We start from the raw sequence: 14,889 nt of genomic DNA, 5'->3' as shown, positions 1-14,889 counted from the left end.
ACTCTCTAATCCCTACCTCAGTGAACTCGGCGCGCTCCGTGGTGAATAAATCACTAAAAACATTTTACCACCGAGAGCACAAAGGCGCTTCGCTACACAGAGGAAAGACCAGTAAAAAGGAAATATAAATCTTTTAACTCTCTAATCCCTACCTCAGTGAACTCGGTGCGCTCCGTGGTGAATAAATCACTAAAAAAATTTTACCACCGAGAACACAGAGGAATGAGAAGTAAAAGTAAAAATATAAACATATTAGCTCTCTAATCTCTACCTCTGTACTCTTCGTGGCCTCTGTGGTGAATTAAGTTATTTAGTTTTGTACCACCGAGGCGCTGCGCGCTACACCGAAGAAGGTAAAGTTAAGCCTAGCCCCTAGCAACCTATTACTTGCTCGCTAACCCAAACACTTCTTTCATAACTTGGGTTGTTTTAGCTATTTCATCTTCTGTAAGGGTTGGGTGGACTAAAAACATGATTGACGTTTCACCTAGTTCAACTGCATTTGGTAGGCGTGTTTCTGGGCGCCATGGGGTGTTGTCAAAAGCTTTTTCTAAATACACTTCTGAGCAGCTCCCCTGAAAACACGGTACACCACGCTCTACAATTACATTAACTATACGGTCGCGATCCCAACCAGAGGCCAATTGTTCAGGCTTAATAAACATATAATGCTTATATTCAGCGTGTTCAATGTATTCAGGAACCTCAACTAAACGGATACAATCAAAGCCAGTTGCGGCTTGGTCAAGTTGTGCGCCATACGTTTGGCGTTTTGCAGTCCACTCTGTCATACGAGTTAGTTGAATACGGCCAAGTACGGCTTGCATTTCGGTCATGCGCCAGTTAGTACCAAAGCTTTCGTGTAACCATCTAAACCCCGGTGGGTGTTCGCGGTTATAAATTGCATCAAAGCTTTTACCGTGGTCTTTATAGCTCCACATGGTTGACCATAGCTCTTTTGAGTTAGTGGTTACCATGCCGCCTTCACCGCCAGTGGTCATAATTTTATCTTGGCAAAAGCTCCACGCGCCTACATGGCCAATACTACCGACTGAGCGACCTTTATATTTAGCACCATGTGCCTGCGCACAGTCTTCAATTACATAAAAGCCATGCTCTTTACTCAGCGCCATTATTTCATCCATTTCAGCAGGCATACCGGCTAAGTGTACAACAATAACTGCTTTCGTTTTTGGTGTAAGTACCGCTTTAATACTTGCAGCTGTAATGGCTTGGCTATTTAAATCAACATCAGCAAATACAGGTGCTGCGCCAGCAGTTACAATACTTGAGGCAGACGCTAAAAAAGTTCGCGGCGTAGTAATAACTTCATCGCCAGTACCCACATTTAACGCTTTAAGCGCTATATCAAGCGCTAAAGTGCCATTACCAAGTGCGATTGCATACTCGCTACCTGCCCAAGAAGCAAATTCTTTTTCAAATTCGCGGCCTTCAGTACCCGTCCAGTAGTTAACTTTGTTTGACAAAACTACACGACTTACAGCATCAGCTTCTTCTTGAGTGAAGCTAGGCCAAGGAGAAAATGGGATATTTAACATATATTAATACTCAAAAAAGCCTTTCTTTGTTTTACGGCCTAAATGGTTAGCCCTAACCATTTTTCTTAGAAGCGGATGTGCTCTATATTTAGGATCTCCAGTTTCACTGTAAAGAGTTTCCATTATAGACAAATTAACATCATTACCAATTAAATCTGCTAACGCTAAAGGACCCATCGGATGGTGTGCACCAAACTTCATCGCCCGATCAATATCTTCTGCGGTTGCTATACCTTCGGCTAAAATACTCACAGCTTCATTGATCATTGGTATAAGCATTCGATTAACAACAAAGCCCGGAGCTTCTTGAACAACAACAGGCGCCTTACCTAAAGCTTTAGTTAAAACTTGTAGCTTATCGACTATTTCAGGGTTAGTTTCATGGCCTACAACTATTTCGACTAATTCCATAATAGGGGCTGGATTGAAAAAGTGTAACCCGATTACATTTTGAGGGTTAGGTAATACACTACCAAAAGCTGTAATAGAAAGAGATGATGTATTAGAAGCAACAATCACTGATTCATCTACAAATTCCGCAAGCTTAGAAAAAAGATCCATTTTAGCAACGAAATCTTCAGCAATCGCCTCTATAACCAAATCAGACTTAGATATTGTGGCAAGCTCTGTACAACAGAATACTTTCTCTATTGCTATACTTGACTGCTCAGCTGAAATTTTCCCTTTGCGAGCAAGTCTAGATATATTTTTTTCACAGGTACCTTTTGAAGCATTCGCTTTATCATCAGTTCTTGCGATTAAATTTACTCTTGAAATTTCATTACTCATACAAAGCACTTGAGCGATACCTGTAGCCATTGTGCCAGAGCCAATTATTGATACTTCCATTACTCAGCTATCTCCTTTAATTTCTTTGCAGGGTTACCAGCAAAAATCGTTCTTTCAGGAATGTTTTTAGTCAAAACGCCTCCCATACCAAGCATAGAGCCTTTCTGAAGATTTAAGCCTTGCCTAATTGTAGCACCCGTACCAACTTCAACTAAATCATCTAAGAATACATTGCCAGAAACAGCCGCCATAGGTGCAATAGTTATAAAATCACCAAATTTACACTCATGTCCAACTGTCACATTGAGATTTAAAATGTTGTGAGTACCCAGCTCTATGTCTGCAGTTAGTATGGAGCCTGCACAAATAATAGCGCCTTTACCAATGCTAACAGTATTCGAATACCTAACACTCGGATGGATCAATGTTGCAAAACTCGGCTTTCCTAATAGTTGCATTTTATTTAAAACAGCTTTACGCGTCCTAGGACTACCAATAGCTATTATGAACTCACAATCTAGAGAGTAATCTACCCAAGTGTCAACTGAACCTAAGACGTTTGCTCCTTGGACATCCGTACCATGTGTAGAAGTATTATCATCTAAAACACCTCTTACCTTACGGTTGCAATCATGGGCTAGCCAAACTACTTCTTTAGCAAATCCACCGCCACCAATTACTATAATTTCTTTCACTTTTTATCACTCCCTTTAAAAAGAGACATTGTCGCCTCACCATCAGCACTAATACCCTCACGAACAAATACTTTTTTTACCGTTAGGAGCAGTATTTTTATATCAAGCCAAAAACTTTGGTTATCTACGTACCAAACATCCAACTTAAATTTATCTTCCCAGCTAATGGCGTTACGACCATTCACTTGTGCCCAGCCAGTAATACCTGGGCGTACATTATGACGACGCGCTTGTTGTTTATTATAAAGCGGTAAATATTGCACAAGCAGAGGCCTTGGACCTACTAAGCTCATATCGCCTTTTAATACGTTAAATAAACCGGGCAATTCATCTAAACTTGTAGATCGCAAAAATGAGCCAAATTTAGTCATACGCTCATTATCTGGCAGCAAGTTCCCCTGCTTGTCTTTACCATCAAGCATGGTTCTAAACTTCATCATTTTAAATACTTTACCATGTAAACCTGGGCGGTCTTGAGTAAATAAAATAGGTGAGCCCAGTTTAAAACGAATCAGTAAAGCAACAATCATAATTACTGGCAATAAAGTCAGTATTGCACATAGAGCAACTAAAAAATCAAAAATACGTTTAATCATTAATAGCTTCCATTAAAGTTTTCTCTATCCGTGCGGCCATTATATCTCTTGAGAAGTATTCATACGAAAGCAGTTTGCAACTTTGAACGGCTTTATCGTACTCACTTTGATTATTTAAAAACCGAGAAATACTTGCAGATGCCTTTTCGTAATCGCTACCATCTAAAACTAAGCCACAATTATGCTCATCAATAAACTCTTTTTGCCACCCCGCGTAGTTAATTGCAATTGGGGTTTGTGATGCCAAAGCATCAAACAGCTTATTAGCAGAGTTATGCCACATCTCCTTTACAGGCCCAAATAAAGATAACGACAAGTCAGCAGCAGATAATAAATCCACTATTTCTATTTTAGGAACTGGCGGTAATATATAAAGGTTACGATTTAAAACCCCAGCTTTTTCTGCATCAGCAATCACTTGCTGTTTTTCCATACCATCACCAATAGCAACAAAGCATAAATTAGCATCAAGAGTTTGCGCTGCCTTCGCTAATTCAACGATATAGCCAACTTTATTGATTAGGCCAAAAGTACCAGTATAAGCAATAAGTTTACGACCATTAACAAACTTTAATTTAGTCTCTAAGTAGTTGCAGCCAACACTTTTATCAACATCAAATAAATCAGTATCACAGCTATTAGTAGCTAACGTGACATGCTCTGCTGGAATACCATGCCTTGTAATACCATCGCACATGCCTGGCGATAAACCAATAAGACGCTTAGAGTTCTTATAAGTGTATTTTTCTAACCAAGTAGTAATTTTAATAATCCACTTATTTTTTATAACGCCCGTTGCTACAGGTAACTCAGGCCAAAGGTCGCGCACCTCAAACACTAAAGGAACTTTTTTCAGTTTAGAATAAATTAACCCAGGGATTGCAATTGTCAATGGCGTGCTAGTAGCAAAAACCACATCAGCTTTGATCGAAAGCGACTTTAACGTAGACCTAATCGAAAAGTTTATAAACTTCAAAATTCGCTTTAAAAAGCTATCTTTATTTGAGTAATCAAGATGTAAAACATGCAATTTAATGCCGTCAATTTCTATAAAGTTCCAGCCATTGCGTAAATTATAATTATCAGAAAAGTAAGCCGAACTAGTAACAAAAGTAACAGTGTGGCCATTTTTAACTAATCGTTTCGCCATTTCGTACGAGCGCGTCCCCGCGTTTGATTCTGGAGTGGCGAAGTACTGGTGAAGATATAGAATATCCATTCTTTTATTATCCTAGTTTATGAAAAAAACCCTTAGTGAGTAATTTGAGGTTTTTCAAAAAATTAAATTCACTTTTAATAGTAAAAGTCCATTTAAAAATCAAAATCAATGCTATAGGAATAGAAAAATTCTTAAGGAAATAACCTTTTGCCTGTAAATTTTTAACGTAATCTACATTACGGTTTTCTGGTAAAGTGGTATGATAGCAAATAGTTTGGCTACAAAAATAAATATTAGCGCCTTTATCAAAGCTATCCAACATGAACTTATTCTCTTCACAACACGGTAACTCAGTGCCCAACCCTAGCTTTTCATCAAATTCTATTTTATTTTCTTTGATAAAGTTTACTTTTGCTATGATTTCTATTGACGAAACTTTTAAAGATAACAGACGAGTGAACTTTGAATAATCACCATAATTTTTATAATACTTTTCACGGTTTTCTAGAGAGCCAATTCTAATAAGCGCGATATCAATACTACTAGTTAAAGAGGAATCTAAGAAGGAAGATAACTGAATTTCATTTATTGAGAAATCATCGTCTTGAAACCACACCCACTCAGTATAAGTTTCTCTAATTGCAACATTCCTGCTTTTACTTAAACCTTTACTTGTAAGTTTAATAATTTTAATACCATCAACTAAAGCATTTTCATATTCATCCTCTAACTGTGATATAACTAAAAACTTTACCTTTTTTTTAGTGACATCACTTAAAGTATTTATTTTTTCTATAACAGCATTCCGCTGAGCTTTAACTGTAGATATGGCAATTGTTAATTTTCTCATTCATCCTCTTAAATAAAAATCATTTAACTTAAAAATATACCTATTAAAAAACAACTGTGCAACTTCAATTAAATTTACGTTTCAAACAGTTTCACAATTAAATAAATTCTGCTGTATTAAATTATTTTCAATAACAATTAACACAACTACCTTCAATAGAATCCATTAACAACACTTAACACACGTTCTAAAAAATTATTTTCTTTTATATCTTCTCCATCTCGCCCCTAAAGTGTAAAAATTTATATTAATATAGGTAGCTAGAGCTGTTTTAAAATTTAGTTTATTAACATTTAATATCAAATCAATAAAATTAAACGGTCCTTTTTCTAATTTTTTCTTCATAATGAACATTGACTGATTGTGTTTCTTTGACATATACCTTTTATGCTTATTTATAAATAAATCTAAAGCAATCAACCTATTATTGTTATTATTAGATATACGCTCCTGTTCATGACCTGTATGCCACACATAAGTAGCCTGTTTTATTTTTTTACATTGACCAAACTCATAGACAAGACGAGTCCATGTATCATAATCTTGAAAAGCGGGAAATGATTCATCAAAACCATTTATCCTTTGCAATCTTGATGTTAATGTAAAAACTTGATTGCCTACCTTGTTGTAATGAAGCAAACTGTCAAGACTAATTATTCCACAATCTAACGCATGCTCAATTACACAGCTCCCCGTATTTTCCAGTAAACTGCAGGCAACAAAAGCATATTTTTCATCAAAGGCTGCAAGCAAACTTTCAATATGAAGCGGCATAAACTCATCATCATCATCTAACCCTGTTATAAATACTCCATTTGCTTCAGCAATAGCTTTATTTCTTGAAGCACAAGCACCGCTGTTCTTTTCATTTTGATAAAACCGAATACGAGGGTCAGCTTCAGAAATGGCTACCAGATACTCTATTGTTTCATCAGATGAACAATCATCAACAACGATTAGCTCAAAATTTGAATATGTTTGAGAAAGTACTGAATTAACAGCCCGTTTTAAAAGCTCAACTCTATTAAATGTTGCCATATATATAGTGATTAAAGGTTTTTTTTGCATTAAAATTCTCTTATTATATTCAAACATCTTAACTTATATGAATTTAGATAATGTAATATTTAAAACACTAGATATAAATACGATAAATTATTATTCATTTTTTCTATATTTACTATCATAATACAAGCTATAAGGAGAAAAAGAAAATTCATACCTACCTTTACCTGTCAAAAATCTATCATCCCTCTCTTGCACTAAATGTTTTATCGAAATAAACCCAAGCCAAAGACATAATACAAAAAGAGATAGAAAATAAGGCTGACTTTTAAATTCTTTTTCATTAAAGACTTTTTCATAAAGTGTAACGTAAGCTACAACAGCAAATGTCATAAAATAAAGTCTATAAGCAATAGCAGTAAAAGAAGAGGAGAAGAATGCAACACTAAAAATCAATAAACTAAAAAACTGAGTAGAACTCTTCTTCTTATTGAAGAAAAATGCAAGCCATAAAAAACTCAATAAAATAGACACTAGAAAAGGAAAATCAAAACTACTTGTATCAAATAAATTATAACCTAAAAACTTGCTATAAATGTAATCACCAAAAAAAATTGTTACACATGCCCCAACACCAACTAACGCCCCCCCCATAAATATATAATATCTTGGTTTTAACTTCAAAGAGACTAGTAATACAGGAAATAAAACCAAAGCGCTAAGATGTGAGAGTAAAGCCAAAATAAAAAACACTATACTTTTTTTTCTACTCGTTGTTACTGTACGCATAGAACACAAAAAAAACAATAGGGCTAACGATGCTCTTAATACATTAAAATGATACTCTAAGTAAATAATCACAAGATAAATAGCTAAAAAAGTTGAGCGATGATACATTTTTTTTGTCGCATAAGATAACAAGACGGTCTGCATTAAAGAAATGAGAAGTAAAAATCCAGTAAAACCCAAAAAATCATCGAAGAGCAATTTATATGGGTACATAATTAAATATAAAATAGGTTCTGCTTTATTTAATTGTTCAAATAAACTACCCAAGCCAACCATTGAATCATATTGAAGCTGATAATTATATGTATCTTGCCCTACATCACCTCTCAAGCCCGCAACCAAGAAAATAACAGAAAAAAATAAGAAGTTATAAATCAAGCGGTACTCACTCCCTTTATTACTTGCAAGGTAAAGAGTAAAGAAAAGAAATATAGTCAAAGACAGATAAAAAATCATAAATTAAAACACACCCTATTTGAAGGCATAGAAAAATACAAAACCATTTTTTCAATAAAAAATGCAACACCAAGCATATATATTAACAACTTAAGGAAGACTACTATCCATTTCGAAAAACTCATTTAAAAAAGCCACTATTTTTACTAGATAATAGCTAACTTAACATGAAAAAACTAATTATCAGGAATTCAACATCATCTAGAATCTAATCGTTATATAAGGCGAAGGTTGAGGAACTTACAGTATTGAAGAAAGATATATCATCCCCCTCCATCTCAACTTAAATTTTTTTCAACAACAACCTAGGAAATCTGGTCACTTTTACCAATACCTCTTTTAAAATATCAAAATAACTTAATTTAAAAAATAAAGAACGAATATATCTACACCAATAATAATCAGCATAACGGACTGCTCCTATTCTGTTATAATATCGGTAAATCCAAAAAAATGTATTAATAATGTTATCTTTTTTATCATTCTCTGAAAGCATTGACCATACACCTTCACTATGGACTCTGTAGGCAGATGGCAGAATATCAACATGATGATGACTACCCCCATAGAGACCGAAGATAGATGTAATAAATGTATCACCATTTTTCACCTTTTCCCATTCAGGAATATCAGAGATATCAAAACGCCTAAACATCCAATTTAAAGTCAATAACCATGCTTTACCCAATATAAGCTCTTCGGCACTAAAGTCTCTTTTTTTTATATAAGGAAGTTTACTATCCTTTATTAAATTGCCATTATCATCAACAATCTTTGCATCATGACTTGTTATAAAAACCTCTTTATGATCTAGCAAATAACGTGCTTGAAGTGTTATTTTTTTATCATCTACCCAGTAATCATCACCTTCACAATAGGCAATAAAATCACCCTGACACATAGGTAAAATTAATGCCAATGGCTTTCTTCCTTTTGAATATTGATTTTCCTTTTGAAGTATTAACCTAATTATAGAAGGATATTTTTCTCGATACCTCTGAATAATAGTTTGTGTTTCATCTGTTGATGCATCGTCATGTATAATAATTTCAAATTTATAATCAGACTTTTGCGCAAGCATTGCATTTAAAGTATCTTCAATAAATAGTTCATGATTAAAAGTAATACAAATACAACTGACGTATACTTTATCTATATGTTTCCAATGAGACATAATCTCAATTTCTGATTCCGGAGCTACAAGTTTATTATCAATCATTTATTATTACCGGCTTGATATCTTTACTACACAACACATTCGCAGAGATTGTTGTCAGCATTTGGTTAGTTTTCATACCAGTACACCAATCAACGATTTGTTTGGGTATATTTGCACCAGCTAAGTGTGAGAATGGATATTGACCACCAAAACGAGCGTTCAACTCCAACACATAAAAATCACCATTTTTCTCTAAGCAGTCAGAATCAAGTACTGCAATATGACGCAATGTTTTTGATAACGATTTTCCAACCTCAGATAGTTTATCATTTTCTATCGTTATAGCCTGGTCAGTTTCCCCTGAGCGCATCGCTATTTTATGTTTACAGAAGGTCGTAACATACTCCCTATTTAAGTCGTTTATAACCTCAATACCGTATTCATCACTTTCTATACATTCCTGTATAAGAATCGCGTTATCAGCATCAGCGGCAGACTCGAATTTCAAATAAGATCCATTAATTTCATTACGTACTTTTTTGTAAAGTACTTGTAGCTCTTCTAAATTATCAGCCTTATAAATACCAATAGAACCCATTCCCCAACGCGGCTTAATAATTACGGGGTATTCAAGCTCTTTATTTTGAAGTGCTGTAACTGCTTCTGAAAATGAAATATACGTTGTCGGTGTTTTAATATTATGCTGAATTAAAAACTGATAGGTTTTCCATTTATCATTACAAATATCAATCACTTCAGGATCTGAAACAATTACATCGACACCAATATCTTTAAAACGTTGTTTATTTTTAGCTAGTATTGGTAAATCGATATCAAAAAGTGAGATAAGTACCGTTATTTTATTTTTTTTACAGTAGTTTATTAAATAATCAATGTATTCAGCAGAGTATATTTGTGGTGTTAATGTAAACGCATCTGCTTGTTGTAAGGCATACGTCTCAATACTATTTGCAGCAAAAACCTTACCGTTTAAAGATTTTAATGCTTCTTTAAAATAATTGACTAGGTAACTTCTACGCCCTACAGAGGTTAATAATATATTCATATTTCTTTTGTCGCCATTAAGTTCAACAATCCACCAGTGTGCCAGAAAAGTACATTACTACCCGGCTTCACCACTCCATTTTTAATATACTGCTGCATACCATACCATGCCTTCCCCGTATAAGTTGGGTCGAGTATTATTCCTGTTTGTTCAGCGGCTCTTCTAATTACACTTAGCTGCTCAGGATTAGTTTTTTCATAGCCTCCAGCAATAAACTGATCATCAAATACTATATCTGCTGACAATTGAGTATCTAGTTTATTAGCGTTAATAAACTCTAAAATCGAATTACTAATTGCTTCTAACCCACGAGGATTTTGCCGAGCAACACTAATACCAATAACTTGAGTAGCTGAATTTATTTTTTTAAAACCTAAATGTAATCCAGCTTGCGTAGCACCTGTGCCACTTGCGTGAAAAACATAGTCAAACAGCAGGTTAGATTGCGCGTGTGCTTCAAATGCGGCATCATAAAATGCTTGCGTGCCTTCTAAACAATGCCCCCCCCCCCAAATATAAAATGGTTTTAAACCTTGCCTTGTATGTTCCGCCATTTCAGCGTCCATCACTTTTGCAACCTCACTCATGTCGCAATACACAATTTTTATACCTAGGATCTGTAATAATTTTAAGTTACCACAAAAGTCGTTCGGCTCAGAGTCATGGATCACTATAGTACATTCAATTCCCAGCTCTTTGCAGCGAATAGCAGTGGCTCTTACATGATTAGATTGCGCCCCGCCACAGGTTACTACCGCATTGCAACCTTCTTCCATGCATTTAGCCAAAATATACTCAGCCTTACGGCCTTTATTACCTCCTCCTGAAATCGGGTATAAATCATCTCGCTTTATAAACAGATTTACACCTAAATAATTAATTTGCATTATTGGTGTTGCTGTTAACTTCATAGTAATTTCAATTCCATTTTTAAGCCTTTAACATTACTATCTTCATAATTGAATTCATTAACAATCAGAAAACCTACTTTTTTATATAAATGACTAGCTGGGCTATCGGCTCTTACGGTTAGTGACAGGCTATTAAATTGCTTAGATTTTAATTCTGCAATAGCAATCTCAAGTAATAGTTGACTAAACCCCTGCCCTCTAGAGTTTGATAATATAGCAATAAATGGGCAATAGGCTACTTTACTATCTAGATCATTCATATATACAGCAATTGCACCAACCAACTGGTTCTTCTTATATACTCCAAAAACAGTTGCAACCTTAAGTAACTTTAAAGCGTATTGTTCTAAATCTACTCGTGATGACAATGTTGGTGAAAAATCATCATCCACTTGATTTAAAAGATTAAAAAAGGATGATAAATCGCCCTCATTTAATAAATCAACCACAAATAACCTCAATAACTTTAATTTGCTCTTCTTCGGTTAAAGCATCATGAATTGGTATACACAGCACTTGATCAGAAATTAATTTAGCATTAGGAGTATCGCTAGCATAGCCCTTATAAAGTTCAAACTGAGTTACTAAAGGGTAAAAATATCGTCTAGCAAGAATATTATTTTCTTGAAGCTTTTCAAGTAACTCATCACGGCTTAAGCCAAACTCTGTTTCGTCAATTAAAACAGGATAATATGAATAGTTAAGCTCTAAAGAAAGATTGCTATCAAGTACTTTAATACCAACTATATCTCTGAATGCTTTATCGTATTTTTTGGCAATTAGTTTTCGTTTAGTTATCGACTCGTCAATTTTGGTTAATGCAACAAGCCCAAAAGCAGCTTGCACTTCATTAAGTTTTGCATTCATTCCACAAACATTTATTTGCGTTTCAGACTCAAAGCCAAAATTCTTTAATTGATCAATTTTCTTTTTTTGTTCTAACGTTTTGCAAACAACAGCCCCACCTTCAATTGTTGAGTAAGCCTTGGTTGCATGAAAACTCAAAATAGACAAATCGCCATAGTTTAAAACTGATTGTTCGTGCTCTTTAACTCCAAACGCATGTGCAGCATCGTAAATAACTTTTAAATCATGCTTTTTCGCGATAGTTTCAATTGCATTATTATCACAAGGCATACCGTATACATGAACAGGCAAAATTGCACATGTTCGTTCTGTAATAGCCGCCTCAATCTTTGTTGGATCTATATTAAAGGTGGTTGGATCAATATCAACAAAAACCGGGGTTAGGTTATTCCACTTTATTGCATGAGCGGTTGCGACAAATGTGTAAGGCGTAGTAATTACTTCCCCCGTAAGTTCTAGCGACTGCAAAGCGGTTATAAGTGCTAATGTCCCGTTAGAAAATAAGCTTATATGGGGTACATCAAGGTACTTGCATAGCTCATCTTCAAGCTGTTGATGGTAATGGCCGCTATTAGTTAACCATTTACGCTGCCAAATATCTTCAAGATAGGGGGTTAATTCATCTAAAGGCGGTAACAGTGGTGAGGTGACTGTTATTTTATCCATTTTTTAATTCAACCTTTTTTCTAAAAATCACATGTAAAATTTGTGTATATAAATCGTTTGCTGTCCAACGAATTAAACCAATGTAAATCAAAGGCATCACAGTTAGGTTAATAGCTAAATGAACTGTTGGGTTCGCGATATAGTTTGTTACCACATACCAAGATAAAATATAAGTAAGCAGCCCACTAAAGAGCACACAACCCCAGATGGGTAATAATGCAGCTAGTTGTTTAGTTGTTTTTAAACGACTAAACCGACCTGTATAAAAAGAATTAATAAAAAACGCAATGAATGAATGGATCAATAAGCCAATACACATAGCTTTGACCCCTAGGGGTATAGTAATAACTAGCATAACTGTTATTAAGCTTTTTTTTATAATCTCTAATTTTAAAAATATATCTGAGCGGCCTTTGACTTGCAGCAAATTTAAATTTATTGCATGTATTGGGTAAAGCATAAATGCCAAGCTTAATATAGATAACAGTTCAGCTGCAGGTAACCACTCAGACCCCAGTACAATACTAATAAATGGTTCTGCTGAAATGCTCAACCCCGCCATTAGAGGGAACACGACCAACGCAGCAAGTCGTAGAGTCAATAAGTAAGTATCTTCAAATTTATTAACATCATTTTGAATATTACTTAGCATGGGGTAAGTAACACGCTGTATTACTGTAGTCATAGTCATTGCAGGCATAAGAGATAGTTGATTCGCTTGAGTAAACAAACCAACTTGAGTCGCACTAAATTGCTTACCAATTATAATTTGGTAAATGTTTTTAAATACGGTGTCAATAAGTGATGCAGCTAATAATTTAGAGCCAAAGCCAAATAAGTAATTAAAAGAGTTTTTACTAAACCCCGTTTTTGGCAGCCAAGGATGAAAAACATTCAATAAAATAACCAAAAGAAGCGCATTCGATAATGCCTGGCCTACCAAAGCCCACACACCGTAGTCTAGTTCAGCCATATACAAGGCCACCCCACTACTGATAACAACGCTGAGTAATGACGCTTTAGCCTGTGTTTTGAAATCCATAGCAATAGTTAACTTAGCTCTTTGTACAATTGCAAAACTATTTATTACAATATTTAATGCAAGCACCCTCATTAAATTAACTAATTCTGGCTGCTCATAAAATTTAGCGACACTAGGTGCCGCAAAAAAGAGAATTAAGTAACAAAATAAACCAACAAAGATATTAAAGTAAAAGGCTGTTGAAAAATCACTTTCTGTACGCTCAGTATAACGGACCAGAGCAGCAGTAAAACCGCTATCTGTAAATACCTGGCTTACTGCAATAAATACAGCTAACATACCCACTAGACCAAACACATTTGGTCCTAATAGCCTTGCTAAAAATAGCATAACTATAAGTTGAATAGCTTGAGTAGCTAACCGTTCTATGGCACTCCATTTCAAACCATTGGCAGTGGATTTCATATATTTTTTAATAAATCGGCTAAATAGCTGCCATAGCCATTTTTAGACATTAGCTTAGCTTTTACTGCCACGTCTTCAGCCGTTAGCCAACCATTATGAAATGCAACTTCTTCTAAACAGGCTATTTTATAGCCTTGGCATCGCTCAATTGTTTCTACAAATTGTGCTGCTTCGAGTAAACTTTCATGGGTGCCTGTATCTAACCAAGTAAAACCACGGCCCAGCATTTCGACATTAAGCTTATTTTGCTTTAAATACATTTCGTTCAAGCAGGTAATCTCAAGTTCACCGCGATGAGATGGTTCAACTTTTTTCGCCAATTCAACAACCGAATTGTCGTAAAAATAAAGCCCTGTTACAGCAAAGTGAGATTTTGGTTTAGTTGGTTTTTCTTCGATTGATATCGCTTTTTTATTATGGTCAAACTCAACCACGCCAAAACGTTCTGGATCATTAACCTGATAACCAAACACTGTTGCACCTTGGCCGTTTTTTGCATTTTCTACAGCGTGCTTAAGCTTAGTGGTAAAACCTTGCCCATAAAAAATGTTATCACCAAGCACTAAGCATACGTCATCACTACCAATAAAGTCTTCACCCAAAATAAATGCTTGGGCTAGTCCATCGGGGCTAGGTTGCACTGTATAACTAAGCTCAATACCAAACTGTGAGCCGTCACCTAATAAGCGTTTAAATGAATCAATATCTTCAGGCGTAGTAATAATTAACACTTCGCGTATACCGGCTAACATTAACACCGAAAGTGGATAATAAACCATTGGCTTATCATAAATGGGTAATAACTGCTTTGATACACCCATAGTGATAGGGTAAAGGCGTGTACCAGAACCACCCGCTAAAATAATTCCTTTCAC

At 35.2% G+C, this 14,889-nt stretch carries 15 protein-coding genes; all 15 read right to left on the bottom strand.

Annotation, left to right across the window (positions count from 1 at the left end; genetic code table 11):
* Positions 1–383 precede the first annotated feature (383 nt).
* The 15 genes from FW757_RS20980 to rfbA all read right to left on the bottom strand — a co-directional run bounded on the left by FW757_RS20980 (position 384) and on the right by rfbA (position 14,889).
* Positions 384–1,559, bottom strand: coding sequence for a DegT/DnrJ/EryC1/StrS family aminotransferase (locus FW757_RS20980; protein WP_182798176.1), 1,176 nt, complete (start codon positions 1,557–1,559; stop codon positions 384–386).
* A gap of 3 nt (positions 1,560–1,562) precedes the next feature.
* Entirely contained in the window at positions 1,563–2,408 is an 846-nt protein-coding gene (locus FW757_RS20975; RefSeq protein WP_182798177.1) for a 3-hydroxyacyl-CoA dehydrogenase family protein, read from the bottom strand.
* A complete protein-coding gene (locus FW757_RS20970; protein ID WP_182798178.1) occupies positions 2,408–3,043 on the bottom strand; it encodes an acetyltransferase in 636 nt (211 codons plus the stop codon). Before FW757_RS20970 ends, FW757_RS20975 begins: the two co-directional genes overlap by 1 nt.
* Positions 3,040–3,639, bottom strand: coding sequence for a sugar transferase (locus tag FW757_RS20965; protein WP_182798179.1), 600 nt, complete (start codon positions 3,637–3,639; stop codon positions 3,040–3,042). Before FW757_RS20965 ends, FW757_RS20970 begins: the two co-directional genes overlap by 4 nt.
* Entirely contained in the window at positions 3,632–4,858 is a 1,227-nt protein-coding gene (locus tag FW757_RS20960; RefSeq protein WP_182798180.1) for a glycosyltransferase family 4 protein, read from the bottom strand. The genes FW757_RS20965 and FW757_RS20960 overlap by 8 nt, the downstream gene beginning before the upstream one ends.
* Before the next feature lie 7 nt (positions 4,859–4,865).
* Positions 4,866–5,648 carry a glycosyltransferase family A protein gene (locus tag FW757_RS20955; RefSeq protein WP_446441664.1) on the bottom strand — a complete coding sequence of 261 codons (783 nt, stop codon included), beginning with the start codon at positions 5,646–5,648 and terminating at the stop codon, positions 4,866–4,868.
* A gap of 195 nt (positions 5,649–5,843) precedes the next feature.
* On the bottom strand, positions 5,844–6,716 hold the full coding sequence (locus FW757_RS20950; RefSeq protein ID WP_446441663.1) for a glycosyltransferase: 873 nt from the start codon (positions 6,714–6,716) through the stop codon (positions 5,844–5,846).
* Between the two features lie 90 nt (positions 6,717–6,806).
* On the bottom strand, positions 6,807–7,898 hold the full coding sequence (locus FW757_RS20945; RefSeq protein WP_446441662.1) for an EpsG family protein: 1,092 nt from the start codon (positions 7,896–7,898) through the stop codon (positions 6,807–6,809).
* A gap of 283 nt (positions 7,899–8,181) precedes the next feature.
* Positions 8,182–9,117, bottom strand: coding sequence for a glycosyltransferase (locus FW757_RS20940; protein WP_446441661.1), 936 nt, complete (start codon positions 9,115–9,117; stop codon positions 8,182–8,184).
* Positions 9,110–10,123 carry an ATP-grasp domain-containing protein gene (locus tag FW757_RS20935; RefSeq protein ID WP_446441660.1) on the bottom strand — a complete coding sequence of 338 codons (1,014 nt, stop codon included), beginning with the start codon at positions 10,121–10,123 and terminating at the stop codon, positions 9,110–9,112. The genes FW757_RS20940 and FW757_RS20935 overlap by 8 nt, the downstream gene beginning before the upstream one ends.
* Positions 10,120–11,034 carry a 1-aminocyclopropane-1-carboxylate deaminase/D-cysteine desulfhydrase gene (locus tag FW757_RS20930; RefSeq protein WP_446441659.1) on the bottom strand — a complete coding sequence of 305 codons (915 nt, stop codon included), beginning with the start codon at positions 11,032–11,034 and terminating at the stop codon, positions 10,120–10,122. Before FW757_RS20930 ends, FW757_RS20935 begins: the two co-directional genes overlap by 4 nt.
* Positions 11,031–11,483: a GNAT family N-acetyltransferase gene (locus FW757_RS20925; RefSeq protein WP_446441658.1), complete on the bottom strand. Its 453-nt coding sequence runs from the start codon at positions 11,481–11,483 to the stop codon at positions 11,031–11,033. Before FW757_RS20925 ends, FW757_RS20930 begins: the two co-directional genes overlap by 4 nt.
* The gene (locus tag FW757_RS20920; protein ID WP_446441657.1) at positions 11,476–12,567 is read right to left on the bottom strand and encodes a DegT/DnrJ/EryC1/StrS family aminotransferase; all 1,092 of its coding nucleotides are present in this window, start codon (positions 12,565–12,567) and stop codon (positions 11,476–11,478) included. Before FW757_RS20920 ends, FW757_RS20925 begins: the two co-directional genes overlap by 8 nt.
* A complete protein-coding gene (locus FW757_RS20915) occupies positions 12,560–14,014 on the bottom strand; it encodes a lipopolysaccharide biosynthesis protein (RefSeq protein ID WP_182798189.1) in 1,455 nt (484 codons plus the stop codon). Before FW757_RS20915 ends, FW757_RS20920 begins: the two co-directional genes overlap by 8 nt.
* Complete coding sequence (gene rfbA, locus FW757_RS20910) at positions 14,011–14,889, bottom strand: glucose-1-phosphate thymidylyltransferase RfbA (protein ID WP_182798190.1); 879 nt, start codon at positions 14,887–14,889, stop codon at positions 14,011–14,013. Before rfbA ends, FW757_RS20915 begins: the two co-directional genes overlap by 4 nt.

This window comes from Pseudoalteromonas sp. 1181_04 (genome assembly GCF_052850545.1).
This window is presented reverse-complemented; position numbering and strand designations above follow the sequence as displayed.